Raw genomic sequence first — 25,362 nt, forward strand, 5'->3', positions numbered from 1 at the left:
CAGGAGACGCCGAACCAGCCTCACGCAGCGGTGACGCGCAGGCAACATGACCGCAACCGGACGTTCGTACTGTGCGGGAATGACCAGTCCCGTCACCACACCTCGCCCCGCTGGAACCGGTCTCGACATCTCCGGCCTCGGCAAGACCTTCGAGATGGGTCGTCGGTCGGTGACCGCGTTGACCGACGTGTCCCTTCAAACCAGCGAAGGCTCCTTTCTGTCTCTGCTCGGGCCGTCCGGATGCGGGAAGTCCACCGTTCTCCGCATCCTTGCGGGCCTCGACACTCCGACGTCGGGAACAGCACTTGTCAACGGACAGTCGCCCGCCGAGTTACGCAAGCGCCGCGAACTCGGAATCGCCTTCCAGGATTCGGCTTTGCTGCCGTGGCGGACGGTGACCTCCAACATCAAACTGCCGCTTCAGGTTGCCGGCATCGATCCCGACCCCGACCAGATCGCCGACCTGATCGCTCTCGTCGGCCTCGAAGGATTCGAGAAGGCCAAGCCCGCTCAATTGTCCGGCGGTATGCGTCAGCGTGTGTCGATCGCACGATCGCTCGTGGTCAAGCCGAGTGTCCTCCTACTCGACGAACCCTTCGGCGCGCTGGACGACATGACCCGACAACGACTTAATATCGAATTGCTCAGGATCTGGACCGAGAAACCGGCGACCACGTTGATGGTGACTCACGGAATCGCCGAAGCCGTGTTCCTCTCCGACGTCGTCGCCGTCATGACGCCGAGGCCCGGACGCGTCCTCGAAGTCGTGCCGATCGACCTCCCGCGCCCGCGTACACCCGAGATGATGCGTACACCCGAGTTCCACGAGATCCACGACTACCTCTCCGGACTGCTCTTCGGAAAGGCAGGCGTCGCATGACAATTACCGATATCGAGAACGTCGCGACCGCGGCGGCGCAGCAATCTGTACCGCGCCGGATCCGATTGAAGCGTCCACCGTGGTTCGGCGGTGCAGTCGGCATCTGCGGACTGATCGTTCTCTGGTGGATTCTGGCGGCGGCCGGTGTTGCGGGAGGCACGATTCCGACGCCGTGGGTGGTTGTCTCGACGATGTTCGACGACGGTTGGTCGCTGTACGGACCCAATTTCACCGTCACGGCTTCCGGTGCGCTGCAGGGCTTTCTCTGGGGAAATCTGCTGGCGATCACGCTTGCCGTGCTTGTCGTCCTCATTCCGCCCATCGAGGGATTGGCCACACAATTGGCGATCCTGAGCTACTGCACACCGCTGTTGGCGCTTGGCCCAATCATCCTGGTCGTCTTCGGCGGCCGGACCCCCACGATCTTTCTCGCCGCGATGTACTGCTTCTTCACCACGATGGTCGGCACACTCGCCGGCCTGAGATCGGCCGACAAGACGAGTCTCGATCTCGTTGCCGCCTACGGTGGTGGGCGTTGGCAGAAGTTCACCAAAGTTCAACTGGTGAGCGCACTTCCGAGTACTTTTGCCGCCCTCAAGATTGCTGCACCCTCGGCTGTACTCGGTGCCATCCTCGGAGAGTATCTCGGCGGGGTGGACAGCGGGATCGGCGTCGCACTCACGGCCGCTCAGACGTCGTACAACGTCCCGCGAACGTGGGGAATGGCCATCGCCGCCGCCTTGCTCGCCGGCCTGGGATACGCCGTCGTCGCAGCGATCGCCCGGCTCGTCACCCCGTGGACGAGCGCTCCGGGAGCACAGAAATGACCGCGGTACGAGGAACATTGAGATTCCTCGCTCCGATTGCCATCGCCTCGGCACTGCTGCTTGTCATCTGGGTGGTCTTCCTCAACACCTTCCCCCAGGTCGGCCCGCGTGTGGGAAAGACGCCGGCCGACGTCTGGGAGTACCTGTTCTCCGGTCCTAAGTCCGCCGACGCTCGTTCGGGCATCATCGACAACCTGTTCATCACTCTGCGCGACGCCGGTGTCGGCTTTGCCGTCGGAATGACTGCCGCGCTCGTGGTGGCATCGATCTTCGTCGTTTCCCGCACTGTCGAACAGACTTTCATGCCCGTTGCAATGCTTCTACGATCTGTTCCTCTCGTTGCGATGACCCCGATCATCGTCCTGATATTCGGCCGCGGAATCGTGGGTGTGACGGTCATGGTTGCGATAGTGGTGTTCTTTCCTGCCCTGGTCATGATCATGGTCGGTCTGCGCGCCGCTCCAGCTCAGGCACAAGACCTCATCGCTGCGTACGGCGGGAGTCGTTGGACCGCATTGCGAATGGTGTCCGTACCGTCCGCACTTCCGGCGGTGTTCGCCGCCGCTAGGGTGTCAGTGCCCGGCGCTTTGATCGGAGCACTGATCGGCGAATGGCTCGGTAGCGGTCAAGGCTTGGGTTCGAGCATGATCAAAGCCATTCCGCGCTACCAGTACAACGAATTGTGGGCATCTATCGTGGTGATCACCGTGGTGTCGATCGTCCTCTACGCCGTGGTCGGGATCTTCGAAAGCATCGCTCTGTCTCGTTTCGGTCCTTCGGCGGGCAAGTCGTGACATCTGTTAACACGACCTCAACAAACTCTCTCTCCCAAGCAAACTGAACGAAACCGACTGGCCCTAGTGTTCCGATTCATGACGCCATTCAAGCCCGTCCGCCAGCTGGACCGCAGGGCCTTCTTCCGCTACTCCGCGCTGACCGGCATCGCAGTCGCCGGTAGTGCGTCATTGCTCGCGTGTAGCAGTGATTCCAGCAGTTCGAGTGGCGGAACCACGGACGACGGTTCCGAATTCGGAACAGTTGCAGTGCAGTTGTCCTGGATCAAGAACATCGAGTTCGCCGGTGAGTACTTCGCTCTCGACAAGGGGTACTACAAGGATGCCGGGTTCGGGAATGTAGACCTGGTGGCAGGTGGCGCAGCCGGTACCGGCGTCGAAGCCGGCTTGGACACCGGCAAGGTGTGGATCGGAATGTCCGCACCGCAGCTCACAGCACCCGCCGTACTCGACGGACTGGAGGCAAAGATCGTCGGGGCGACGTTCCAGAAGAATCCGTTTGCGATTGTCAGTTCCGCTGCGGCACCGATCAACTCACCGCAGGACATGATCGGCAAGAAGATCGGCGTCCAGGATTCCAATCAGCTCGTCTTCGGAGCTCTCCTGGCAGCCAACGGCCTGACCGAAAGCCAGATGACGATCGTGCCCGCGCAGTTCGATCCGAGCCCCCTGGCAAACGGCGAGGTGGACGGCTGGGTCTCCTACGTGACCAACGAGCCGATCACACTGGCCGCCAAAGGTTTCCCCAACGCCCACTTCCTCTTCGCGGACTACAACCTGCCGTTGGTCGCCGAATCGTTCACGGTTCTCCAGTCCACCATCGACAACGAGAGGGACAAGCTCAAGGCATTCCTGAAGGCCGAGATCCAGGGTTGGAAGGACGCGGTCGCTGATCCGGCAGAGTCGGCGCGGCTTGCCGTCGAGGTCTACGGCAAGGACCAGAACCTGGAACTCGAAGAGCAGATCAAGGAAGCCACCGCACAGAACGATCTTGTGGTGTCGGCAGATACCAAAGCCAACGGGTTGTTCACGATGACACCCCAACTGATCGAACAGAACATCGCGGCACTGTCGAAAGCGGGGCTGGAGATTACGGCGGACCAACTGTTCGACATGTCGATCCTCGAAGAGGTGTACGCCGAGAATCCGGAGCTGATCTGACTGCCGAGCGTCAGCGAACCTCCCGCGCGAGTACGCCCGAGATGAATAGCTGTACAAGGACCTCGGCCTTGTACCGGTCATCGGACCCAGCACCGATACAAAGGTTCCCGATGCCTTTGAGCACGTTGTACGCATCGACCCGCGAAGCAGTGCCAACGGACTCGAGCGCTGCCGCGAGGAGGGAGTCACATACCGGAACGAGGCGGTCGACGAAGTAGATATGCAGAGCGTCGGACCCGGCGCTGTCTCCTTGCAGTGCACCGGCGAGCCCATGCTTGGTTACCAGGAACTCCACGAACAAAGCCACCCATGCCCGCAAAGCCGCCTCGGGCGTTGCACTCTCCGCGAGCATCTGTGGGCCCGCGTCCGCACACGCCTCGACTTGGTGTCGGTATACGGCTACCACCAACTCGGGACGCGTCGGGAAGTGGCGGTAGATCGTCCCCATGCCGACGCCGGCCTTCGCCGCAATCTCCCGCACCGGAGCGTCGACTCCGGACTCCACGAACACTGCTGCCGCCGCGTCGAGCAGCGCCTGCTCGCTTCGACGTGGGCGACCGACTTGCTTGGGAGACGCGACGCGCGACTGCTCGTCCTGGGCATCAGCCATGTGCACTCCTCGCTGACTCACAACATATGTTTGCATTACGGAACAACGCTCCGTAATGTTGCGGAGCGACGCTCCGATAAACAGTATCGCAGGGTGCAGCCTCAGCAAGGAACTTGCCATGACCTCATCAATGATCGACACTCTTAACGGCATCATCGGCGCCGGCACCCCGGTCGTCTCCGTTGCCCCCGTCGAGTTGTTCGCCCCCGATCGACCTGTCCCGCTGGAAGTACGTGTGTCTGCTCCGGCAGCAGGCACGAACCTCCCCGTTGTGGTGTTCTCCCACGGCAACGGCTGGAACCTCGATGGATACTCGCCACTCACGGCATTCTGGGCATCCCACGGATTCGTGGTGATCCAGCCGACACATCTGGACTCGCGCCGGAACGGTTTCGGGTTCGACCACCCGGTTTTCCCGACGATCTGGACCGAGAGAATCGCGGATCTCACACGCATCCTTGATCAGCTCGACACCATCGAATTTGCCGTGCCCGGGCTTGCCGGCCGCATCGACCGCAGTCGAGTTGCCGCCACTGGTCACTCCTGGGGCGGGCAAACCGCTCAGTCGCTCCTCGGAGCAAGGATCTTCGACGAGGCCGGCCAGGTCGGCCAGGACATGTCCGACAGTCGCGTCACCGCGGGAATCCTGTTCGCAGCAACCGGTCTCGGCGGCGAGAACCTGCATCCGTTCGCGCAGGCGAACTTCCCGTTCATGCGCCCCTCGTTCCAGGAACTGACGACGCCGACACTCGTCGTCGCGGGCGACCACGACCAGTCCAAGATGTCCAGCCGCGGACCTGACTGGTTCACCGACGCCTACACGCACAGCCCCGGAGCCACCGACCTCCTGACCTTCTACGGTGCCGAGCACGCACTCGGTGGAATCGTCGGATACGAAGTCGCCGAGACCACTGACGAGAACCCAGAGCGGGTCGCCGCCATCCAACGGATGAGTACTGCCTACCTTCGGACCGCGTTGCGCATCGATGAGACCAGCTGGCCAGCGGCCCGGGCCGCATTCAGCGACAACGCCGACCCGATCGGCCGAGTCGACACCAAGTAATGCGGCAGTGATCCAACTTATTGGCCGAAGTTGAACCTGAGATTCGCATTTATCAAGGTGTTGAGCCGCTTTCGCATGCTGACAACCTCTGCCTCGGGCGGTATCGGATCGTCCAAGAAGAGCGTCCAACGCAGCATCGTGCTGTTTCCGACCGGCTCGATGTCGAATCGGATGACGGCGTCGGGTCGGGCTGGCGGTACGGATCGATCAATGCCTCGAACATGAAGCGCGCAGGCGGCGGCTGGCTCCGGCGCCTCGTCGCGACTTGCTGCACGGCACGAGCGTAACCGCCTCTCAAGGGCATACCTCTGCCTTCGCAGTGCTGGATCCTCGAAAACTGGGATAAACCAGGCATCGACGGAGGACACTCAGGAGCACATCCGTCTGGGAGGGCCGCTCATGCGTAAACGCCATCAGGTTCTGCTTGCAGTGTCCGCAGCGATCGGATTGTCGCTGACGCCGATCAATGCGTCGGCAACACCGAGCACTGGAGTACACGGTGAAATCCTCGGGCAGGTGACTTTCGACGGCAAGGACTACATCCTGCGCCAGATCACCATCGACCCCGGCGGTTCCACCGGTTGGCACTTCCACGACGGGACGCTCTACGCGCTGATCGCGCAGGGCACGTTGAGCCACTACCGATCCGATTGCTCCGTCGACGGGATCTACAGCGCCGGAAATACTTTGATCGAACCGAGCGGTTCAGATCATGTGCACATCGGAAACAACTCGCAGACAACACCATTGGTGCTCGAGGTCGTCTACGTCAATCCGGCGGGCAGCCCCCTCTCCGAAGATGCTGCGCCTCCTAACTGCCAACTACCCGGCTGACGGGGCAGAAGAGTTAAACCGCACCGGCATCGATTCGAGCCCGGACACGAAGTTGGCCGCACGCCGCTGCAACGGCGCGTCGGTGGCAAGTTCCATGTCCGGCAGCCTGGCGAAGAGTTGCTCGAACATGATCCGTCCCTCCAACCTGGCCAGCTGATTGCCCAGACAGAAATGAGTTCCGAAGCCGAAGGCCACGTGCGGATTCGGTGTGCGGCCGACATCGAACCGTTCGGCGTTCAGGAACACGGACTCGTCGAAATTTGCCGATTCGAAGAGCAGCAGCATCTTCTCACCTGCCTTCAGCTGCGCGCCGAAGAAATCGGTGTCACGGGTCAGGGTTCGAGCCATGTTCTTGATCGGCGAGGACCACCGCAGCATCTCCTCCATTGCCAAGGGAATGGCATCGGGATCGTCGACTAGCTCCCGGCGCTGGTCCGGATGGCGCAGTAGCTGTTCCATGCCGCCGCTGAGCACGTGCCGTGTGGTCTCGTCACCGCCGATCAGGATCAGCAGGGATTCGTTGACGATTTCCTGATCGGAGAGGGCTTCGCCGTCGACCGCACTGTGAATCAACGTGCTCACCAAATCGTCGGCCGGGTCGCTCCTCCGCTCGGCGATGGTTCGCATCATGTACGCGGTGAAATCGACGTACGCAACCATCATGGCCTGCAGTTGATCCTGGGAAGCGTTGCTTCCCAATGCCTTCACCAGATCGTCCGACCACCGCAGAAACAACGCGCGTTCCTCCGGACGGACACCCAACATGTCGCCGATGACGGCCATCGGCAGCGGTGCCGCCAGGTCTGCGACGAAGTCGGCTTCTCCTTTCTCACAGACGGCGTCGATCAGTTGATCGCAGATCTCCCGGATACGGCCGGCCTTGGCTTCGACCTTCTTACGTGTGAAACCCGCATTGACCAAGCGTCGACGTGTGAGGTGCTGCGGGTCGTCCATGTCGATCATCTGCGGCAATGGACCGGTTTCGGGGCGAATGCCACCGGCGTTGGAGAACAGTTCGGGATCCCGCTCGGCTGCGACGACGGCGTCGTAACTCGCGGCCGCGGTGATTCCGTTGGCGTCGTCTCGGTACACGGGCTCGTGATCACGCATCCAGGCGTATGCGTCGCGCACATTCCCGAGGTCTCCGCTGTAGAAGCGTCCGTCGATCAAATCGAAGGTCGGTCTGGTAGCCATCACTCCACCTCTCGCACAACCCTTGCCTCAATAAGTAGAACCTGTTCCTATATAGCGTGGGGCGTTTTCACCGAAGCCGGACCGGAAAACCTCCAGAAGCAGCACGCGAGCCCGCCGGAGCAACGACCAGGAGACACGCATGGACGACGACACCGCCTCAGCGGGCATACCCACTTTCACCGGCACATCGATACTGGTGACCGGCGGCGGTAGTGGCATCGGCCTGGGCATCGCTCGTTCGCTGGTTGGGTCCGGCGCTCACGTCACGATCTGCGGACGCAACAAGGAGAAACTCGATGCTGCCGCCGAATCGATCCGGCAGTCGAGTCCGGAAGGATCGGTCAGCGTCTCCCCCGCCGACGTCACGATCGAGACAGACGTCGTCGCCGCCGTCGCCGCGGCGGTGTCCGTCACCGGAAAGCTCGACGGAGTCGTGGCCTGCGCCGGCGGGAACGAAACCATCGCACCGGTCACGCAACTCGACGTCGACGCCTGGCGCCGCACCGTCGACCTCAACGTCACGGGGACCATGCTGACGATCAAGCACGGCGCGCGGGCACTGGTGGCAGGAGGCGGTGGATCCATCGTCGCGATCTCGTCGATCGCCAGCAGCAACACACATCGCTGGTTCGGCGCGTACGGCGTCTCGAAGTCCGGCGTCGACCACCTGGTGCAATTGGCGGCAGACGAACTGGGCGCCAGCAACATTCGTGTCAATGCGATCCGGCCGGGTCTGACCCGAACGGATCTGGTCGCGCTCATCACCGACGGTGGCCCCATCCTGGACGACTACCTGGCCAACACGCCGCTCGAACGCGTCGGCGAGGTCGAGGACGTCGCCGGACTCGCTTCTTTCCTACTCGGACCGCAATCCACCTGGATCACCGGGCAGATCATCAACGTCGACGGAGGCCAAATGCTGCGCCGCGGACCGGATTTCCGCTCGATGCTCGAACCCGTCTACGGCTCCGACGGACTCCGTGGGGTGGTAGCGCCATGAGCTACACGATTCTGGGCAAGAGGGTCGAGATGCCCGTCGAAGTTCGCACCGCGTCGGCCTTCATGGCGTTGTACTCGGTACCGAGCACAACCGCGCAGTCGATCATCGACTACACCGGCTTGACCGTGCTCCAGTACCGCCCCGGCCGGGCGCTGTGCGGCCTGGTTTTTGTCGACTACATCGACGGGGATCTGGGGCCGTACAACGAATTCGGAGTGACGTACATGGTGCGCAGCCACACTGCGCCTCCCGAAACCTCGGTGCTGGGAGATCTACGTTCGCTCGCTGCCGGAACTGCAGGGGCACTCATTCACGAGTTGCCGGTGGACGGCGAGTTCACCAAGGCCGCCGGCCGGGAAATCTGGGGATTCCCGAAGGTGCTCGCCGAGTTCGACACCGAGCACGTCGGCTCGGTCAAGCGCGGATCGGTCTCGCGCGACGGCAAACTCATCACACAGTTGAGTGTGAAATCCGGCGTCAGCGTGCCGGGCGGCGGAGCCAACATGTCGTTGGCCGCGTACTCACATCTCGACGGCGCCACCAGGTGCACGTCGTGGGACATGGCACCGACCGGCGTCAAATCGCGCCCTGGTGGAGCCGAGGTTCAACTGGGCAGTCACCCGATGGCGGCGGAGCTTCGGAAACTGGGACTCCCCCGCCGGGCCCTGATGACCACGACCATCAAGAACCTGGCGATGACGTTCGGGGAGGCCACAACAATCTGAGTGTCGGCCGACGGCACCCCTTTCGGTCACGTGTGACTCGGGCTACACTCCTGGACGGTTGACCAACTCGCGTCAGACCGCCCGAAAGGACACTCGTGCAGATCACCCGACGCACCGTACTGGCAGGCGCTGCCGCCGCACCTGCGCTCGCCGCTCTGTCGACGAACCAGGCCGTCGCAGCTTCGCCGGCACGCACCGTTTCACCCGCACGCACCGACAAGTCGTCGGCGTCACTGCAGGTGGGCGTCGGAATTTCCGACGTGACCGGACCGGTCGCCGAAGTCGGCATGATGGGCTACTCGAGCTTCGATCAACGCGCCGAAGGCCTGCACCAGCGAATGCGCGCACGCGCCTTCATCTTCGAGTCCGGCGGGTCGCGGGTCGCCTACGTGTGCGTCGACAACTGCATGATCTTCCAGTCCGTTCACGACGAGGTCCTGCGCCGACTGGCCGGGAGGTTCGGTGACATCTACACCGAACGCAACGTCATGTTGACGGCCATCCATTCACACGCGGCATGTGGTGGGGCCTCGCACAACTACGCGTACAACCTCGCAGTTCTCGGCTTCGAACTGCAGGTGTTCGAAGCCGAGGTCAACGGCATGGTCGAGGCGATCAGCGCTGCGCACGAGAACCTGGCGCCAGGCACGGTCCGTTTCGGGCGGTCCGATCTCACCGACGCCAGCGTCAACCGATCGCGAGTGGCGTTCGACCTCAACCCCGAAGAGGACAAGGCCTACTACCCCGGTGGCAACGACCACCACATGCGTGTCATGCGTATCAGTCGGGGCAGCAAGGACATCGGAGCGATCAACTGGTTCGCCACCCACTGCGCCTCGCTTACGAACGAGAACCATCTCATCTCCGGGGACAACAAGGGCGCCGCGGCGTACTTCTGGGAGCACGACGACCAGGGCGTGCGCTACCTCGACGGCGACACCAGCTTCATTGCTGCGTTTCCGCAGACCAACAGCGGCGACATGTCACCCAACCTCTTCCTCGAGCCCGGACGCGGACCGACCGAAGACGAATTCGAGAACGCACGCATCATCGGGCTGCGCCAGGTAGCGGCAGCTCGAACTGCCTTCGACGCGGCGTCCGACACCGTCACCGGTGGCGTCGACAGTCGGATCATGTACCTGGACATGGCAAATCAGGTGGTGAGCGGAAGATTCACCCCCGACGGACGCGAGCACCGCACCGCTCCGGCCGCGATCGGCGCGGCAATGAGCGCCGGAAGCGTCGAGGACGGACCGGCAATCCCGATCTTCCCCGAGGGCACCCGAAACCCCATGATCGACGCCCTGGGCGGTATGGATGCTCCTGTGCCTCAATGGCTTCAGGATGCACAGGCGCCCAAACTCGTAGTCGTTCCGGTCGGCCTGCTGCCACCGGGAGGATGGGTGCCGAACGTACTCAAGATCCAGATCCTGCGGATCGGTCAGTTCTACATCGTCGGTGGCCCTGCGGAATTCACCATCGTCTCCGGATTACGAGTGCGTCGAACCGTCGCCGAGGAGCTTGGAATTCCGCTCGAGAACGTCATCTTCCAGGGATACGCGAACTCGTACTCGAGCTACTGCACCACACCACAGGAATACGATTCGCAGCAGTACGAGGGCGGTTCGACGATGTTCGGTCGTTACACACTGCCGGCCTATCAGCAGGGGTATGCCGCCCTTGCAGCCGCGATGCGCGACGGCACCGAACCTCCTCGCGGCCCCGCTCCGGCCGACCTGTCCGGGTTCCAACCCAGCTTCGGACCTGGCGTCGACTTCGACGAGCCCTTGCCGGGAACACAATTCGGCGATGCGACCGTCCAGCCCGGCGACAGCTCACCGGGTGCGCAGGTTGCCGTCGAGTTCGTCACCGGCCACCCCAAGAACGACACTCACCGAAACGGGACCTTCTACGAGATCCAGCGCAATACCGGCGGATCCTGGACACGGGTCGCCGACGACAACGACTGGTCCACCAAACTGCACTGGCGCCGGGTCGGGAGCAACGGTTCCGTCGTGCGCATCACGTGGGATGTTCCGGCCGATACTCCGGCGGGTACGTATCGAGTCCAACACTTCGGTGCGTCGAAGGCTCGGGGTAGCGGCGCGATCACGCCTTTCTCCGGGGTGACCGCCGAATTCCGCCTCACCTGACCCGCGTGAACGTATCGCTCCCCTTGTTGGACAAGGGGAGCGATACGTTCACGCGATGGGGTCAGAGCGCAATGGACAGGTTCAGGCGGCGGTCGGGTGCAGCGAGGTGGTCGGCGTCGACGGCTCTGACGCTGCCGGGCGGTCGATCTTCGCCGCGACGAGCAAGACCAGCAGACCGGCGACAGTGACTGCCGCTCCCATCCAGATCGGGGAGGTGAAGCCGAGTCCCGCGGCGATGGTGATTCCGCCCAGCCATGCCCCGAGTGCGTTGCCGACGTTGAAGGCGGCGATGTTGGCACCCGATGCCATGGTCGGTGCTGCCGACGCGTAGTTCATGATCCGCATCTGCAACCCGGGTACCGTCGCAAAACCGAAGGCGCCCATGAAGAACAGTGAGATCACTGTCATGACCTTGCTCTCCGCGGTGGCGGCGAACACGATCAGAACGACGGTCAGGATCGCGAGAATCCAGACCAGCGCCTTCGTGAGCGAACGGTCGGCCGCCTTGGCGCCGAGGAAGTTACCGACGAACAGGCCCGAGCCGAAGAGGATGAGCAGCCACGGAACGCTGGACGTCGCGAAGCCGGTGACCTCGGTGAGGGTGAAGGCGATGTAGGTGAAGGCTCCGAACATTCCGCCGTAGCCGAGGATGGTGATGGCGATCGAGAGCCATACCTGCTTGTTGCGGAATGCCCCCAACTCTCCGCGCAATCCGCCACCGGTCGTGCTGGCGGGCGTCGTCGGGACGAGTGCTGCAATTCCGATCAGGGCGATGACGCCGATGACGGTGATGGCCCAGAACGTCGAGCGCCATCCGAGTTGCTGGCCCAGCAGCGTGCCGAACGGAACGCCGAGAACGTTGGCGATGGTCAGGCCCGCGAACATCATCGCGATGGCGCCGGCGCGCTTGTTGGGCGCGACCATGTCGGCGGCAACCACCGAGCCGATTCCGAAGAACGCACCGTGGCACAGCGCCGCGACGATGCGTCCGCCCATCATGACCTCGTAGGAGGGAGCGAGCGCGGACATCAGGTTGCCGATGATGAACAGCACCATGAGCGAGAGAAGGACCTTCTTGCGCTCGAAGCGGGTGACGGCAGCGGTCAGGAGGATCGCGCCGATCGCCACCGACAGTGCGTAGCCCGAGATCAGGTAGCCCGCGACGGACTCGGTGACCTCGAAATCAGCCGAGACCTCGGGCAGGAGGCCCATGATGACAAATTCGGTGAGGCCGATCCCGAACCCGCCCATAGCGAGGGCAATGAGACCCAATGGCATCTCGATGTTCCTTTCACAGATTTACGCGTAAGCCGTTAGCGGGCGTGTGCATTAGTTGCAGGCGCGCTATAAATAGTTGCACGCGCGCGCTACATGCGCAAGCTGGTAACCTGGAGTCGCAGGAAACGGACAAGGAGAATCACATGGGGATCGCCGACGACGCCGTCGAAATCCGTTCGCAAGGGTGGCGCACGCTCGCAGCACTGCACGGCGCCCTCGACACCGAACTGGAACGCGCGCTCCAGCGTGAGCACAAACTATCCGTCGTCGAATACACCGTCCTCGACGCGTTGAGCCGCCAGGACGGCTGGCACATGCGGATGGCTCAGTTGGCTCGCGCTGCCGCACTGAGCAGCAGCGCCACGACGCGCTTGGTCAATCGACTCGAAGATCGAGGACTATTGACGCGCATCCTGTGCGCCGACGACCGTCGAGGCATCTACACCGAACTGACGCCGGCCGGCCGCGAGCTTCTCGAAAGCGCACGGCCGACGCACGACGCCACCCTCGAGGCGGCGCTCGACGAGGCATGCAAGACACCCGAACTCGCGCCACTGGTGCGCGCCCTCCACGAGCTTCCCGTCGGCTAGAAGTCTGCCGGAAGCAGGGCACGCTCTTTGATGCCCGAGACCACCTGAGCGACAAACACACTCGCATCGACGACCACCCGCCCACCACGCGCGGGGACCAGAACGTCGACGGTGCCGCCGTGCACCTCGTTGTCCCCGATCACCGCGATGTACGGGTCACGGTGAGTGCGTGCCTCGCGGATGCGACGTCCCAACGATCCGTCAGGCGCGATCGCCACTCGAGCATCGCGAGCCTCGAGATCGGCCCGCAAACGCTCGGCCTCAACCTGGTGCCGGTCGCCGACGGGCAGAATCGAGACTTGGTTGGGTGCCAGCCACGGCGGCATCCGCCCTTCGAACCTTTCGATCAAAAGCGCAGTCATGCGTTCCATCGACCCGAGCAAGCCCCGATGGATCATGACGGGGCGAACCTTGGATCCGTCCTCAGCGGTGTACTCGAGGTCGAACCGCTCCGGTTGATTGAAGTCGAGTTGCACGGTCGAGAGTGTTTCCTCGCGGCCGTGCGCGTCTCGCACCTGGACGTCGATCTTGGGACCGTAGAACGCTGCCTCCCCCTTCGCTTCCACGTACTCGATCGAGCGTGCATTCAGCGCCCCGCGAAGGTGATCCTCGGCGTCCGCCCACTGCTCGTCGGTGCCGAGGTACTGCCCCTCTCCCCCTCTGATCGAGAGGCGGTACTTCCGTTCGGCAATCCCCAGAGTCGAGTAGCAGCGCTCGATCGCATCGAGCGCGACGATCACTTCCGCTTGCACTTGTTCACGACTACAGAAGACATGTGCATCGTCGAGATTGATCTGTCGGACTCGACTCAATCCGCTGAGAACACCGGAGAGTTCGCTACGGAACATCGAGCCGAGTTCACGAACGCGGAAAGGTAGCTCGCGATAACTACGACCGCGAGCGGCGAATACCTGAGCGTGATGAGGACAGTTAGCTGGACGAAGGAGAAATGACTCTCCGCCTATCTTCATTTCGGGGAACATGTCGTCCGAGAACTTGGACCAATGACCAGATCTCTCGTACAACTCTTTCTTCGCCATAACCGGGGTATAGACACCCCGACAACCGGAGCGCGCTGCTTGTTCGGCGGCGAACTTTTCGAGTTCGTTCCTGATGATCGCGCCGTCCGGTAACCAGAGTGGGAGGCCGGCCCCGACTATGGGGGTGGTGGCGAAAAACTCCAGGTCGCGCCCGAGTTGGCGGTGGTCAACGCTCATGAGAGGTCTCCAAATCGTTCAAGGGGAGACGCACACGGAGCGACGAAACAGGAGAGCCCCGGGGCGATAACTCCCGGGGCTGAAAGGGTTCGGTCAGCAGTTGCTAAACGATGCGCCGGAAGAGAACCGGCGTCGTCGTGTTGTGCGCAATACTGACCATGTACGTGAGGTTACATCAACTTCCTACCCACCTACAGCCCGAATTGTCGGGCCTCTATGCTGACGCAACTGGGAAGGCGCAGCAGTAGCCAACGAAACACCCACGAAGAGCGAAGTTTCGGCAATCATGTCCGAACGTGAGGTTCTCGGATATGAGGAGGATGTGCGACGGTGCCGGACCACTTGCTCGAACAGTTGATCACCATTCCTTTGTTCACGGGAATCATCGGGTACATCACCAATTGGTCGGGCGTCCTGATGCTTTTTGCGCCGATCAACTTCCACGGGATCAAAGTGCCCGGACTCAAACTGCTCTTCCCGTTCCTCCCCCGGCGCGTTCAGGTGATCCCCGCGATCACCAGCGACGGCAGATTCGGTTGGCAAGGCATCGTCCCCTCGCGGGCGGAGAAGATGGCGTCGATCGCCGTCGACAAATCCCTCGCGAAAGTCGGCAGCATCGCCGACTTCTATCGCGTCCTGGACCCGGACAGCATCGCCGAGCACTTGGTGAACATTTCTCGCAGTGAAGTGCGCGGCGTGGTCACCAGAATCATGACGGCCGAGAATCCTCAGCTCTGGCACAACCTTCCGACGTCGGTGAAGGAGGCCGTCTTCCGCAAGGTGGAGGACGATCTGCCGGCCAGCGTGCGCATGATCACCGACCGCATCGAAGAGGACATCGACGAGTTCATCGACGCGAAGCTGATGGTGATCCGCTACCTCTCCTCGCACCCCAAACTGCTCAACGACATCTTCCGCACGATGGGCAACAAAGAGCTCAGGTTCATGCAGAACTTCGGCTTCTACTTCGGGTTCCCGATGGGCTTCGTGCTCGTCGGAATCCTCCATCTGGTTCCGCAGTGGTGGGTGCTTCCCATCGGCGGTGTGATCATCGGATACATCGTGAACTACCTCGGCATCACCATGATCTTCGAGCCGATCACCCCCAACCGTTGGGTGCCGTGGAGGCAGGGGCTCTTCCTGAAGCGACGCACCGAGATCATCGCCGGGTACGCAAAAACCCTCGCCGATCACGTCGTGACGCTCGAGAACATCGGCACCGAACTCCTCGAAGGTCCCCGCTCGGACCGAACGCGGCGGATGCTCGATCAGGTACTGCGCGAATCCGTCGACGACGCAGCCGGCTGGGCAAAGTCGGTGGTCAAGATGACCGTCGGTTCGCAGAGCTACAAGCGTCTGCCCGGACTGGCCACCACCGAAGTGCTCGACCTGTACCCAAGGGTCTTCGAGGACGCGGAGTTCGCCGAGAACCAGTCGGAGAAGATTCGTGTCTTCGTCACCGAACGCATGAGCATCCTTTCACCGGAAGATTTCAGCGAACTACTACGCTCAGCCGTCAAGCAGGACGAGTGGCTGTTGTTCGTACACGGGGCCGTGCTGGGCTCGTTTGCCGGTTTCCTACACCTCGCAATATTCGGAGTATGAGCATGAGTGAGCACGACCATCGCATGATCGTCGAAGCGGAATCGTACGACTGGGCTGCGGACATCACGCCGGTCGAATCCGTCGAAAAGCGTCTGATCCGTAGCCTCGTCGGGCTGACCGCCACGACGACGCTCACGTCGATCAAGCTGACAGGGTGGGCTTTCGGAACGGCGAAGGAGGCGACGCGGCAGATCGTTCAGGCTGCCGCCGAAGCCGCGGCAGAGGCCGCTGAATCGGCCAATGTTCAATCCGAACGTCGGGCCGAGAACTCCAACGGAGACGGCTCGCGGACCGAGAACCTACGGGCAGCAATGGCAACTCGTACCAATCGCAAGCAGAGCGTGGAGGCCACTCTCGCGGCGCTGCGGGCACGTGGCGACAGGTTGCTGGATCGTTCCGCGGACGTGACCGATCGCGACGATCTGCACCCGGCTTACGACCGGATCCTCGACGAGATCGCACCAGACGAAGCTCGAATTCTTCGGTTGCTGGCCACCTCCGGCGCACAACCGAGCGTCGACGTGCGCACGGCGCGGCCGTTCGGAGTCGGCTCGGAGATGATCGACGAGGGTCTGTCGATGATCGGAGAACTGGCGGGATGTCGACATCTGGACCGCATCAGCGCCTACCTGAACAACCTGCATCGGCTCGGTTTGGTGGCGTTCTCACGCGAGCCCGTCGAGGCCGACCGGTACCAGGTGGTCGAGGTGCAGCCGTCGGTGATCGAGGCGGTCAAGCGCGCCGGGCGATCGAACAAGATAGTGCGTCGTAGCATCCTGTTGACGCCGTTCGGTGACGACTTCTGTCATACCTGTTTTTCTCTGTAGGGCCTCCGGCCCTGTGCGCCTTTTTGGTAGTTACCGCTACCAAAAAGGCGCACAGGGGGCTTGCCCCCTACAGCCAGGTATCTTCTGTCGTGGTCGTCAGGAACGCTTCCAGATCGTCACGCCAGGTAGCCGGAACAGTCTTGTCCGGCTCGATGCCCGTGTACTGCCCGCGATAGAAGAGCAGCGGGCGTTCGGTCTTGATCTCACTCATCGACGAAACCCGACCGAAGACGACGTAGTGATCGCCGCCGTCGTGGACGGTTTCCACCGTGCAGTCGATGTGTGCAAGGGACTTGTCGATGATCGGCGAGCCCAGAGGCGATGGCGTCCAATCGATGCCGGCGAACTTGTCCGGCTCACGTGACCCGAAACGAGCACACACCGCCTGCTGTTCCTCCGCCAACACGTTGACGGCGAACTTACCGGTCCGCTCGATTGCCGCCCACGACCGAGAACCCTTGGTGGGGCAGAACAACACCAAAGGCGGGTCGAGTGACAGGGCCGCGAAAGACTGACATGCGAACCCGACAGGCTCACCGTCGTCGACTGTCGTGATGATGGTGATACCCGTGCAGAATTGCCCGAGAACCGTGCGGAACTGGCGTGGATCGATCGCCTGCTCCGCACTCACCGACGCGTCGGGCGAACTCACGGCTTCATTCCCACCGTGAAGTCGTGACCCCACAGGCTCACGGCCGTGCTTTCCCTCGCGATCCAGTTTTCGTCCTCGACCTCTAGCCCCTCACAACCGAATTCGATGTCGAACCCGCCTGGAGTCTTCATGTAGAACGAGAGCATCTCGTCGTTGACGTGGCGACCGAGAGTCGCCGACATCTTGACCTTCTTGCGCAGTGCCCGGTCGAGGCACAGTCCGACGTCGTCGGAGTTCTCCACTTCGAGCATCAGGTGCACGATGCCCGTCGGGTTGGGCAACGGCAGGAACGCCAAGCTGTGGTGACGCGGGTTGCAGCCGAGGAACCTCAGCCACGCCGGGTCGCCGTCCGCGGGCCGGCCGACCATCTGCGGAGGCAGACGCATCGAGTCGCGAAGCTTGAATCCGAGTACGTCGCGGTAGAACCGCAGCGAAGCATCGTCGTCATCGGTGGTGAGCACGACGTGGCCGAGGCCCTGCTCGCCCGTCACGAACCTGTGCCCGTACGGGCTCACGATCCGGCGGTGTTCGAGAGCAGCTCCGTGGAACACCTCGAGGGAGTTGCCCGAGGTGTCCTCGAACGCGATCATCTCGACGACGCGACGGTCCTTGAGCTGCTCCGCCGTGCCTTCCTTGAACGGAACACCGGCTGCCGACAACCTGTCACGGATATCCTGCAGCTCAGCGGCATTCGCGGTTTCCCAACCCGAGACGAGCAGACGGTCCGTGTCGTTCGGAACGATGACAAGACGCGCCGGGAAGTCGTCCATACGCAGATACAGCGATTCCGCGTCGACGCCCTTGCCCTCGATCATTCCGAGGATCTTGAGTCCGTATTCGCGCCACGCAGCCATGTCGGTGGCCCCGATGCGCATGTACGCCAGAGATCGAATACCCATCATTTACCTCCGTCGAGCAGGAAGTCGGTTGCGAGCCGGTTGAATTCGTCGAACTTCTCGAGCTGCGCCCAGTGACCGCAACCGCCGAAGACGTGGAGCTGCGCGCGCGGGATCATCTTGAGCGCGACCAGTGCGCCGTCGAGAGGGTTGACCCGATCCTCACGGCCCCAGATCAGCAACACACGCTGACGAAGCTTGTACGCCTCGCGCCAGAGCATGCCGAGCTCGAAGTCACCGCTGGAGAAGGACTTACCCATCGCCTTGGCCGCAGCCAGCGACTCGGGAGTGCTGGCGGCAGCAAAACGTTCGTCGACGAGTTCCGGCGTGATCAGCTTCTGATCGAAGACCATGATCCGCAGGAATGCTTCGAGGTTTTCTCGGGTGGGCTGGTAGCTGAACTTTCCGAGGTTCTTGACGCCCTCGGTGGGGTCCGGCGCAAACAGGTTGACACTCAGACCGCCGGGGCCCATCAGAACGAGGCGACCCGCACGGTCCGGGTAGTCGAGCGCAAAGCGAACAGCAGCGCCACCGCCGAGCGAATTGCCCAGCAGATCAACGCGACCGGTGATCTCGAGCGTGTCCAGGAGATCGTTGAGCGCCGACGCACTGTGCACGAAGTACTGCGGATGCTCCGTCGGCTTGTCGGACTGCCCGTAACCGGGCTGATCGACCGCGATGACGTGAAAGCTCTTCGCCAACACCGGAATGTTGCGGGCGAAGTTAGACCACGACGACGCGCCTGGGCCACCGCCGTGCAGCAGCACGATGGTCTTGTCGTTTCCGACGCCCGCCTCGTGGAAGTGCAGTTTCAGATCGGGGCGCACTTGCGCGAACCGTGAAGTGGACTCGTAGGTGAGGGCTTCTTCGGTGGTTGTCACTGAGCCTCCTCTAGACCATCGTGTCGGTGATCGGCAGACCGAATTCGCCGGTTCCGAACATGACGTAGGCGCGTTCGGGATCGTTGGCGGCGTGGACGCGACCAGCGTGAGCATCGCGCCAGAAACGCTGGATAGGAGTGCCGTTCTGCAGCGCCGTGGCGCCGGAGTTCTCGAAGAGCTTGTCGATCGAGGCGATCGCGCGGCCCGTGGCGCGCACCTGGTCACGTCGAGCGCGCAGCCGCAGTTCCATCGGAACCTCTTCGCCCGCAAGGATCAACGCGTACTCGTCGGCGACGTTGCCGGAGAGCTGACGCCACGCGGCGTCGATGTCGCTGGACGCCTCGGCGATGCGCACCTTGGCAAACGGATCGTCCTTCGACTTCTCGCCGGCGAACGCAGCGCGCACACGCTTGCCCTGGTGCTCGACGTGCGCTTCGTAAGCTCCGTAAGCCATTCCGACGATCGGTGCCGAGATCGTCGTGGGGTGAATGGTTCCCCACGGCATCTTGTAGACCGGCGCGGTGTTGTTCTCGAGGCCCGGGGCGGTCAGTTCGCTCATCGCCCGGAAGCTCAGAACGCGATGCTTGGGAACGAAAACATCCTTGACCACAACGGTATTGGAGCCGGTTCCACGCAGACCGACCACATTCCACACGTCGTCGATCTGGTAGTCCTCGCGAGGAATCAGGTAGCTCACGAAATCGACTGCGCGGCCGTCCTTGAACACCGGACCACCGAGAACGGCCCAGCTGGCGTGGTCACAACCCGAAGACCACGCCCACGCACCGTTGACCTTGTATCCGCCCTCGACTACTTCACCCATACCCATCGGGGCGTAAGAGGACGAGATGCGAACGTCAGTGTCGTTGCCCCACACGTCTTCCTGCGCCTGCTGAGAGAAGAGGGCGAGGTGCCAGTTGTGTACCCCGATGATCGAGGAGACCCACCCTGTGGAACCACACGCGCTGGCGATCTTCTTGACCGCGGAGTAGAACAGCACCGGATCGGCTTCGTATCCGCCCCACTGCTTCGGCTGCAGCAAGCGGAAGAAGCCTGTTTCCTGAAGAGCCTTGATGGACTCGTCGGGGATACGGCGCAGATCCTCGGTCTCCTGTGCGCGCTCGCGCAGTGCCGGCAGTAGTGCGTCGAGCCTCTGCATCACCTCGTGGCTGTCATGGTTACCCACTTCGACGCTCCCGTCTTCCTCGATCGGTTGGTTTACTTACACTTGAGACTAGAACACGTTCTCTTTTCTGTCGAGACGCTGACAAAGGTCCCGTTTGTGGCCGCAATGCTGTAACAAGTGCCCCCAAAATCTGGCGGAACCGGATCGAGTTCTATAACGTGTTCTACTAACAGCTAGAAGGGATGTGAGGTCACAATGGCGCAGATTCGCGAGATCGACGTCGGAACGGTGCAAACTCGTTTCGCCCGCGGTTGGCACTGCCTGGGTCTACTGAAGACCTTCAAGGACGGCAAACCGCACGCGATCGAGGCTTTCGGTACGAAGCTCGTGGTGTTCGCCGACAGCAAGGGCGACATCAAAGTTCTCGACGGATACTGCCGTCATATGGGTGGTGACCTCACACAAGGCGAGGTCAAGGGCGATTCCATCGCCTGCCCCTTCCACGACTGGCGCTGGGGCGGCAACGGCAAGTGCACCGGCATTCCTTATGCCCGCCGCGTGCCTCCGCTCGCACGCACCCGCGCGTGGACGACCCTCGAGCAGAACGGTCAGCTCTTTGTCTGGAACGACCCCGAGGGCAATCCGCCGCCCGAAGAGATCGTGATTCCTCGTATCGAGGGCGCGTACAGCGACGAATGGACCGACTGGACCTGGAACTCCATGGTCATCGAGGGGTCCAACTGCCGCGAGATCATCGACAACGTGGTCGACATGGCGCACTTCTACTACATCCACTACGCCTTCCCGACGTACTTCAAGAACGTCTTCGAAGGTGAGATCGCCACTCAGTACCTCAACACCACGGGCCGTCCCGACATCGGAATGGCCTCCCAGTACGGCGGCGACACGCTGCTTCGCTCCGAAGCTGCGTATTACGGACCGTCGTACATGGTCAATCCCCTGTGGAACAGCTACAGCGGATACGAGGTCGAGAGTGTTCTGATCAACTGCCACTACCCGATCAGCCCGGACTCGTTCGTGCTGCAGTGGGGCGTGACGGTGAAGAAGCCGACGGGTGTCTCCGACGAGATGGCCGACAAGTTGGCCGGCAAGTTCACCGAGGGCATCAGCGAGGGATTCCTGCAGGACGTCGCGATCTGGAAGAACAAGACCAAGATCGAGAATCCCCTTCTCTGCGAAGAAGACGGCCCCGTCTACCAGCTACGACGCTGGTACGAGCAGTTCTACGTGGACAAGGCCGACGTCACCGAGAAGATGACGCAGCGCTTCGAGTTCGAGGTGGACACCACCAAGGCAAACGAAGCCTGGCACGCCGAGGTCGAGGAAAACCTCGCACGCCAGAAGGCCGAGAAGGAAGCTGCAGCAGAAGCGGCAAAGAAGGAAGCAGAGGTCTAGTCGTGAGCGCCTCGATCGGAACCGACGCACGGTGGGCTCGTTGGGCCAAGGCACCGGACTTTGCCGGGCAAACGGAACGGCTCGAGGCGATCGCGGCCCAGACGATCGAGGACAAGCACGAATACCTCGACTCGGGTCTGCAGGAAGTCGACTGCAAGGCATGCGGCGCGTGCGTACTGGTTCGCAAGAACACGTACAAACACACCAGCGTTCAGTGGACTTCCGACCCGGCGCTGCGTTGCCACACCTTCAAAGAGGCAATTGCTTCCGGGCAGTCGTCGGCATTGAAAGACGGATGCCCGAAACTGCACGACAGCATCGCCGACGCGGTTAGGGACGGCACCATCACGGTGCGTGATCCCGAGGTCAGCTGACCTGATTGTGTAGAACGAGGGCCGACCCACGGGTCGGCCCTCGTTTTACGTTCCAGCGCCCGCGCGTCCGTCAGGCAGGCGGTCGCACCTTTCGTGCAGCCACCGCGTAGACGTCGCTCGACGTGGTGAGAGAGTTCTTTCCGCTGGCCGCCGGCACTCCCCCGCGTAGATTCACGGCCCAGTTGAGCGCACCCAGCGGTCCACACCCGCTGGCTCCCGGCGCCGCAAACACCGCATCCGAATGTGGGACTGCCGGGAACACTGCACCGGGGAACTCACCGATAGGTTCCGACGGAGGGTTTCCGGTTGTGGTCAGGTGAAGGTTGATCGGATTCGAAACCGAACCGATGTAGCAATCGTCACCGAGCAAGGGATTAGACAGTTTCAATCGAACAGGCATGGTGAGTTCCTGCTCGAGAACCTTCAGATCCGGGACTCCCACCGATTCCACCGTCGCGCTGATCTGAGTCAGTCCCAGCGGAGTATCGATCCCGAGAGCACCTCCGGGTACCGAAATCGGATTGGAATAGACCCCGTTGGACCCGTCCTGCTTGGTGACGAACGTCTCGATGAAACTGTTGTCCGGCTGGGTCGCGTATTTCACTCCGCCCGCAACCTTGAGGCTTCCGTCCGGGATCGGCACCGAAAGTGCGCCCAATTTCATGGTCCCTCCGCGAACTACGACGCTGGCGCACGTCGTCACCTCGAGATCCTCGATCGGGCACGTGCCCCAACCGTCGAAGGTCAACGGATCAACCGCTGCCGCACCGGAGGAACCGAGCGATCCGCTGCCGGAAGACCCTGACGATGATTCGTCGGCAAGTGCCACACCTGCACCGGCCATGACAAATGTTGCAACTAGCGCGACTGTCGACATCACTCGAGATTTGTTGCGGCTCTTCATCTTCGAATTCCTCCACCGTTGACGGAAATTCACGAGAGCCACCCCCTGCGGATCGCACCTCGATCTACGCCCGGCACGCTACCGAGAAGTGAGACGCGGATTCACACATAACGACGATATTTCCCACCAAAGAACTACGGCGATCACGCTCGATCGAACTTCCGTCCTAGCCCGGAAACCGTATCGATCCTGTCGGCTCAGTTCGGTTCGACTGTGCCCGAACCGATGACCTGATCGAGGAACGGCCCGAACATCTCCCCCAGGTTCTCGGCGATCTGATCGGGGGTACCGAAAGACAACGTCACGTGACTGATCGCCAGACGCACTATCGTGCTGCCGAACATCTCGGCATGGATGCGGTCGACGTTCGCCCAACTGGTCATGAAGATCTCGGCCAACCTCGCGCTCGCATGTTCGAGCAGCGGAGTCCCGTCAGTGGTGACCAAGCTCAGCAGGTCGTGCTGCGGCCGGGGACCGACAATGCTGACCACCATCGGATCCCGGGCACCGGCGTCGAAGAAGGCACGGAAGGCTGCCGAGACCGCGCCCCGCGGATCCGAATGATGGAGCGTTACTTCGCGTTCCACCTCTTCGAGGAACTCGTCAACAAACCGGATGAGGTATCCGGACGCCAATCCCTGGCGAGACGTGAACTCCTTGTACAACGTCTGCCGGCTCATACCCGCAGCTTCCGCGATATGCGCCATCGTGATGTCGTTCCACGATTTCTCGGTCAAGAGTTCGCGTGTGGCGTCGAGCGCTGACGCACGGAGGAGTTGACGAGCTGCCTCGTGGTACGGGACACGGGCACGAGCGGTGGACATATCGGGAAGATTTCCATCGCCCGTGCTCGGTGTCAAAACGGTGGACACGCAAGCCACAGAAGTCACGAGTGCACTCAGAGCACCGGTGAGGCGACAAGACCCGCCGCAAGTTCGGTCAGATCCCTGTTTGTATCGGCGAGTACGTCGGCGCTGATGTCCGGGGAGCGTTCGATAAGGGTTCGGACGGCACGAATGTCCTTCGGCCGGCCCACGCTCACAGCACCGACGATATTTCCGTCGCGCATGCAGATCGCAGTGAAGTCATAGGAGTCCAAGTCTCCTCGAACAATCACGGTGTCGTCCGCGCCTGGCCAACCCGCTACTTGAATGTTGCGGCCGAATTGGTTCGACCAACTCCAAGGGACGGATTCGAAGGGTTCTTCCTTCCCGACGATGGTCTTGGCAACTGCAACTGCGTGGTCCTGCGCAGTGTTCCAGTGCTCACCACGGTGCATGCCGCCGAGAAAACCGTTGGGCACGTTGGCCACATCGCCGATCGCGTACACATTGTCGACGGAGGTCCGGAGGTATCGGTCTACCGAAATCCCGTTGTCCACCGCAATACCCGCAGCAGCAGCCACATCGGTATCGGGCAAGGATCCGATTGCGACGACGGCCAACTCCGCTGTCCACTCGCGTCCGTCACGCGCACGTGCGGTGACGCCGTCGGCACCCGTCGTGAGCGTCTCGAGGTCGACTCCCGTCTGCAAGGCGACGCCCGCCGAGACGTGCAGCGCGGCGATCTTCTCCGCTATCGACGGTGGAAGCAGCCTGGACAGGGGCACCGGTTGCGCTTCGAGAACCTGCACACTGCAACCCAAGTCGCGTGCCGTTGACGCCACCTCCGATCCGATCAAGCCACCGCCGACCACCAATAGCGAGGATCCTTCGATCAGCTGGGATTGCAAGCGTCGCATGTCTGCGATATCCCGAAGATAGTGAACGCGCTCGGAATCTTCCGCGGCCAACCGTCGGGACCGTCCACCCGTGGCAAGAATCAGAACGTCGTAGTCGATGCTGTCACCGTCGGCTAAAAGTACTGTGCGGGAATCTGTGTCGATACTCGTGACAGTTGCGCCGATCCGAAGATCGATACCCTGCTCGTTCCAGAAAGTCGACGGCCGCAACCGAACCCGATCGAACGACGCTTTCCCGGACAGTAGCTCCTTCGACAGCGCTGGGCGGCGGTACGGCTCCTCAGGTTCGCTTCCGATCAGGATGATGCTGCCGCCGAACCCTTCCTTGCGCAGGGCCTGCGCGGCACCGGAACCGGCGATGCCCGTGCCCACGATCACGACGGTGCGTGTGTCGGGCTCGCTGACCGCTGTCATCAGCGGTCCACCTCCACCATTTCGAAATCGACTTTGGCGGCACCACAATCAGGGCAGGACCAGTCTTCGGGAATCTCGTCCCAGCGAGTACCCGGCTCGATACCGTCGTCGGGCCAGCCGATCGCTTCGTCGTATTCGAACCCGCACTGGAGGCAGCGGAACAATTTGTAAGCAGTGGCAGTCTCGGACATCGGTTTTCC

Annotated in this window: 26 protein-coding genes; 14 read left to right on the top strand and 12 right to left on the bottom strand. The window is 62.1% G+C overall.

Annotated features, from left to right (window positions below):
* Positions 1–46: 46 nt before the first annotated feature.
* The 4 genes from AC1Q61_RS22210 to AC1Q61_RS22225 all read left to right on the top strand — a co-directional run bounded on the left by AC1Q61_RS22210 (position 47) and on the right by AC1Q61_RS22225 (position 3,662).
* Positions 47–880 (top strand): ABC transporter ATP-binding protein, encoded by an 834-nt coding sequence (locus AC1Q61_RS22210; RefSeq protein WP_020906250.1) that lies wholly within the window; start codon positions 47–49, stop codon positions 878–880.
* Entirely contained in the window at positions 877–1,707 is an 831-nt protein-coding gene (locus AC1Q61_RS22215; protein WP_084326845.1) for an ABC transporter permease, read from the top strand. Before AC1Q61_RS22210 ends, AC1Q61_RS22215 begins: the two co-directional genes overlap by 4 nt.
* Positions 1,704–2,501, top strand: a complete 798-nt coding sequence (locus AC1Q61_RS22220) for an ABC transporter permease (RefSeq protein WP_042950824.1) — start codon at positions 1,704–1,706, stop codon at positions 2,499–2,501. Before AC1Q61_RS22215 ends, AC1Q61_RS22220 begins: the two co-directional genes overlap by 4 nt.
* A 78-nt stretch (positions 2,502–2,579) precedes the next feature.
* Positions 2,580–3,662 (top strand): ABC transporter substrate-binding protein, encoded by a 1,083-nt coding sequence (locus AC1Q61_RS22225; RefSeq protein WP_020968444.1) that lies wholly within the window; start codon positions 2,580–2,582, stop codon positions 3,660–3,662.
* A 10-nt stretch (positions 3,663–3,672) separates the two neighbouring features.
* On the opposite strand, the gene AC1Q61_RS22230 is transcribed toward AC1Q61_RS22225, so the two are convergent.
* Complete coding sequence (locus AC1Q61_RS22230) at positions 3,673–4,272, bottom strand: TetR/AcrR family transcriptional regulator (protein WP_007734129.1); 600 nt, start codon at positions 4,270–4,272, stop codon at positions 3,673–3,675.
* Between the two features lie 118 nt (positions 4,273–4,390).
* On the opposite strand from AC1Q61_RS22230, the gene AC1Q61_RS22235 reads away from it, so the two are divergent.
* On the top strand, positions 4,391–5,335 hold the full coding sequence (locus AC1Q61_RS22235) for an alpha/beta hydrolase family protein (protein WP_042920492.1): 945 nt from the start codon (positions 4,391–4,393) through the stop codon (positions 5,333–5,335).
* Between the two features lie 399 nt (positions 5,336–5,734).
* The gene (locus AC1Q61_RS22240) at positions 5,735–6,169 is read left to right on the top strand and encodes a cupin domain-containing protein (protein WP_003945598.1); all 435 of its coding nucleotides are present in this window, start codon (positions 5,735–5,737) and stop codon (positions 6,167–6,169) included.
* Here AC1Q61_RS22240 and AC1Q61_RS22245 read toward each other — a convergent pair.
* A complete protein-coding gene (locus AC1Q61_RS22245) occupies positions 6,158–7,363 on the bottom strand; it encodes a cytochrome P450 (RefSeq protein WP_007734124.1) in 1,206 nt (401 codons plus the stop codon). The two genes, AC1Q61_RS22240 and AC1Q61_RS22245, sit on opposite strands and share 12 nt — an antisense overlap.
* A gap of 139 nt (positions 7,364–7,502) precedes the next feature.
* Here AC1Q61_RS22245 and AC1Q61_RS22250 point away from each other — a divergent pair, with 139 nt between their 5' ends.
* From AC1Q61_RS22250 to AC1Q61_RS22260, 3 genes are all read left to right on the top strand, one after another.
* Positions 7,503–8,363, top strand: a complete 861-nt coding sequence (locus AC1Q61_RS22250; RefSeq protein WP_064112429.1) for an SDR family oxidoreductase — start codon at positions 7,503–7,505, stop codon at positions 8,361–8,363.
* Entirely contained in the window at positions 8,360–9,088 is a 729-nt protein-coding gene (locus AC1Q61_RS22255; protein ID WP_042920495.1) for an acetoacetate decarboxylase family protein, read from the top strand. Before AC1Q61_RS22250 ends, AC1Q61_RS22255 begins: the two co-directional genes overlap by 4 nt.
* Before the next feature lie 95 nt (positions 9,089–9,183).
* Positions 9,184–11,241 (top strand): neutral/alkaline ceramidase, encoded by a 2,058-nt coding sequence (locus tag AC1Q61_RS22260; protein WP_209922157.1) that lies wholly within the window; start codon positions 9,184–9,186, stop codon positions 11,239–11,241.
* A gap of 81 nt (positions 11,242–11,322) precedes the next feature.
* On the opposite strand, the gene AC1Q61_RS22265 is transcribed toward AC1Q61_RS22260, so the two are convergent.
* Positions 11,323–12,519: an MFS transporter gene (locus AC1Q61_RS22265; RefSeq protein ID WP_054188054.1), complete on the bottom strand. Its 1,197-nt coding sequence runs from the start codon at positions 12,517–12,519 to the stop codon at positions 11,323–11,325.
* Positions 12,520–12,662: 143 nt separating this feature from the next.
* Between AC1Q61_RS22265 and AC1Q61_RS22270 the strand changes: the two genes are divergently transcribed.
* On the top strand, positions 12,663–13,109 hold the full coding sequence (locus AC1Q61_RS22270; protein ID WP_003945852.1) for a MarR family winged helix-turn-helix transcriptional regulator: 447 nt from the start codon (positions 12,663–12,665) through the stop codon (positions 13,107–13,109).
* On the opposite strand, the gene thrS is transcribed toward AC1Q61_RS22270, so the two are convergent.
* On the bottom strand, positions 13,106–14,326 hold the full coding sequence (gene thrS / locus AC1Q61_RS22275; RefSeq protein ID WP_215515646.1) for a threonine--tRNA ligase: 1,221 nt from the start codon (positions 14,324–14,326) through the stop codon (positions 13,106–13,108). The two genes, AC1Q61_RS22270 and thrS, sit on opposite strands and share 4 nt — an antisense overlap.
* Before the next feature lie 330 nt (positions 14,327–14,656).
* On the opposite strand from thrS, the gene AC1Q61_RS22280 reads away from it, so the two are divergent.
* Both AC1Q61_RS22280 and AC1Q61_RS22285 read left to right on the top strand, forming a co-directional pair.
* Complete coding sequence (locus AC1Q61_RS22280) at positions 14,657–15,931, top strand: DUF445 domain-containing protein (protein ID WP_003945674.1); 1,275 nt, start codon at positions 14,657–14,659, stop codon at positions 15,929–15,931.
* 2 nt (positions 15,932–15,933) lie between these two features.
* Entirely contained in the window at positions 15,934–16,758 is an 825-nt protein-coding gene (locus AC1Q61_RS22285; protein ID WP_003945623.1) for an Abi-alpha family protein, read from the top strand.
* 67 nt (positions 16,759–16,825) lie between these two features.
* On the opposite strand, the gene hsaB is transcribed toward AC1Q61_RS22285, so the two are convergent.
* Genes hsaB through hsaA form a run of 4 tightly spaced genes read right to left on the bottom strand, consistent with a single transcriptional unit; the run spans position 16,826 to position 20,373 of the window.
* Entirely contained in the window at positions 16,826–17,410 is a 585-nt protein-coding gene (gene hsaB / locus AC1Q61_RS22290; RefSeq protein WP_003945677.1) for a 3-hydroxy-9,10-secoandrosta-1,3,5(10)-triene-9,17-dione monooxygenase reductase subunit, read from the bottom strand.
* The gene (gene hsaC, locus AC1Q61_RS22295) at positions 17,407–18,309 is read right to left on the bottom strand and encodes an iron-dependent extradiol dioxygenase HsaC (RefSeq protein ID WP_003945585.1); all 903 of its coding nucleotides are present in this window, start codon (positions 18,307–18,309) and stop codon (positions 17,407–17,409) included. Before hsaC ends, hsaB begins: the two co-directional genes overlap by 4 nt.
* Positions 18,309–19,187, bottom strand: coding sequence for a 4,5:9,10-diseco-3-hydroxy-5,9,17-trioxoandrosta-1(10),2-diene-4-oate hydrolase (gene hsaD, locus AC1Q61_RS22300; protein ID WP_003945808.1), 879 nt, complete (start codon positions 19,185–19,187; stop codon positions 18,309–18,311). The genes hsaC and hsaD overlap by 1 nt, the downstream gene beginning before the upstream one ends.
* Before the next feature lie 10 nt (positions 19,188–19,197).
* Entirely contained in the window at positions 19,198–20,373 is a 1,176-nt protein-coding gene (gene hsaA, locus AC1Q61_RS22305; RefSeq protein WP_039973406.1) for a 3-hydroxy-9,10-secoandrosta-1,3,5(10)-triene-9,17-dione monooxygenase oxygenase subunit, read from the bottom strand.
* 195 nt (positions 20,374–20,568) lie between these two features.
* Here hsaA and AC1Q61_RS22310 point away from each other — a divergent pair, with 195 nt between their 5' ends.
* Together AC1Q61_RS22310 and AC1Q61_RS22315 are read left to right on the top strand one after the other, a co-directional pair.
* Positions 20,569–21,729, top strand: a complete 1,161-nt coding sequence (locus AC1Q61_RS22310) for a 3-ketosteroid-9-alpha-monooxygenase, oxygenase component (RefSeq protein ID WP_003945847.1) — start codon at positions 20,569–20,571, stop codon at positions 21,727–21,729.
* 2 nt (positions 21,730–21,731) lie between these two features.
* Positions 21,732–22,103: a hypothetical protein gene (locus AC1Q61_RS22315; RefSeq protein WP_003945499.1), complete on the top strand. Its 372-nt coding sequence runs from the start codon at positions 21,732–21,734 to the stop codon at positions 22,101–22,103.
* A 70-nt stretch (positions 22,104–22,173) separates the two neighbouring features.
* On the opposite strand, the gene AC1Q61_RS22320 is transcribed toward AC1Q61_RS22315, so the two are convergent.
* The 4 genes from AC1Q61_RS22320 to AC1Q61_RS22335 form a co-directional block, all read right to left on the bottom strand.
* Positions 22,174–23,007: a hypothetical protein gene (locus tag AC1Q61_RS22320; protein WP_492651055.1), complete on the bottom strand. Its 834-nt coding sequence runs from the start codon at positions 23,005–23,007 to the stop codon at positions 22,174–22,176.
* A 197-nt stretch (positions 23,008–23,204) separates the two neighbouring features.
* Positions 23,205–23,831: a TetR/AcrR family transcriptional regulator gene (locus tag AC1Q61_RS22325; protein ID WP_007734097.1), complete on the bottom strand. Its 627-nt coding sequence runs from the start codon at positions 23,829–23,831 to the stop codon at positions 23,205–23,207.
* Positions 23,832–23,905: 74 nt separating this feature from the next.
* Entirely contained in the window at positions 23,906–25,162 is a 1,257-nt protein-coding gene (locus AC1Q61_RS22330) for an NAD(P)/FAD-dependent oxidoreductase (protein WP_007734096.1), read from the bottom strand.
* A complete protein-coding gene (locus tag AC1Q61_RS22335; protein ID WP_007734094.1) occupies positions 25,162–25,353 on the bottom strand; it encodes a rubredoxin in 192 nt (63 codons plus the stop codon). The genes AC1Q61_RS22330 and AC1Q61_RS22335 overlap by 1 nt, the downstream gene beginning before the upstream one ends.
* Positions 25,354–25,362 lie beyond the last annotated feature (9 nt).

It is taken from the genome of Rhodococcus sp. MPR-R1B, assembly GCF_058793255.1.

Excerpts from the sequence above, each read along its gene's own strand:
- AC1Q61_RS22210 (WP_020906250.1), top strand. The coding sequence starts at position 47 with ATGACCGCAACCGGACGTTCGTACTGTGCGGGAATGACCAGTCCCGTC.
- AC1Q61_RS22215 (WP_084326845.1), top strand. The coding sequence starts at position 877 with ATGACAATTACCGATATCGAGAACGTCGCGACCGCGGCGGCGCAGCAA.
- AC1Q61_RS22220 (WP_042950824.1), top strand. The coding sequence starts at position 1,704 with ATGACCGCGGTACGAGGAACATTGAGATTCCTCGCTCCGATTGCCATC.
- AC1Q61_RS22225 (WP_020968444.1), top strand. The coding sequence starts at position 2,580 with ATGACGCCATTCAAGCCCGTCCGCCAGCTGGACCGCAGGGCCTTCTTC.
- AC1Q61_RS22230 (WP_007734129.1), bottom strand. The coding sequence starts at position 4,272 with ATGGCTGATGCCCAGGACGAGCAGTCGCGCGTCGCGTCTCCCAAGCAA.
- AC1Q61_RS22235 (WP_042920492.1), top strand. The coding sequence starts at position 4,391 with ATGACCTCATCAATGATCGACACTCTTAACGGCATCATCGGCGCCGGC.
- AC1Q61_RS22240 (WP_003945598.1), top strand. The coding sequence starts at position 5,735 with ATGCGTAAACGCCATCAGGTTCTGCTTGCAGTGTCCGCAGCGATCGGA.
- AC1Q61_RS22245 (WP_007734124.1), bottom strand. The coding sequence starts at position 7,363 with ATGGCTACCAGACCGACCTTCGATTTGATCGACGGACGCTTCTACAGC.
- AC1Q61_RS22250 (WP_064112429.1), top strand. The coding sequence starts at position 7,503 with ATGGACGACGACACCGCCTCAGCGGGCATACCCACTTTCACCGGCACA.
- AC1Q61_RS22255 (WP_042920495.1), top strand. The coding sequence starts at position 8,360 with ATGAGCTACACGATTCTGGGCAAGAGGGTCGAGATGCCCGTCGAAGTT.
- AC1Q61_RS22265 (WP_054188054.1), bottom strand. The coding sequence starts at position 12,519 with ATGCCATTGGGTCTCATTGCCCTCGCTATGGGCGGGTTCGGGATCGGC.
- AC1Q61_RS22270 (WP_003945852.1), top strand. The coding sequence starts at position 12,663 with ATGGGGATCGCCGACGACGCCGTCGAAATCCGTTCGCAAGGGTGGCGC.
- thrS (WP_215515646.1), bottom strand. The coding sequence starts at position 14,326 with ATGAGCGTTGACCACCGCCAACTCGGGCGCGACCTGGAGTTTTTCGCC.
- AC1Q61_RS22285 (WP_003945623.1), top strand. The coding sequence starts at position 15,934 with ATGAGTGAGCACGACCATCGCATGATCGTCGAAGCGGAATCGTACGAC.
- hsaC (WP_003945585.1), bottom strand. The coding sequence starts at position 18,309 with ATGGGTATTCGATCTCTGGCGTACATGCGCATCGGGGCCACCGACATG.
- AC1Q61_RS22310 (WP_003945847.1), top strand. The coding sequence starts at position 20,569 with ATGGCGCAGATTCGCGAGATCGACGTCGGAACGGTGCAAACTCGTTTC.
- AC1Q61_RS22320 (WP_492651055.1), bottom strand. The coding sequence starts at position 23,007 with ATGAAGAGCCGCAACAAATCTCGAGTGATGTCGACAGTCGCGCTAGTT.
- AC1Q61_RS22325 (WP_007734097.1), bottom strand. The coding sequence starts at position 23,831 with ATGTCCACCGCTCGTGCCCGTGTCCCGTACCACGAGGCAGCTCGTCAA.
- AC1Q61_RS22330 (WP_007734096.1), bottom strand. The coding sequence starts at position 25,162 with ATGACAGCGGTCAGCGAGCCCGACACACGCACCGTCGTGATCGTGGGC.
- AC1Q61_RS22335 (WP_007734094.1), bottom strand. The coding sequence starts at position 25,353 with ATGTCCGAGACTGCCACTGCTTACAAATTGTTCCGCTGCCTCCAGTGC.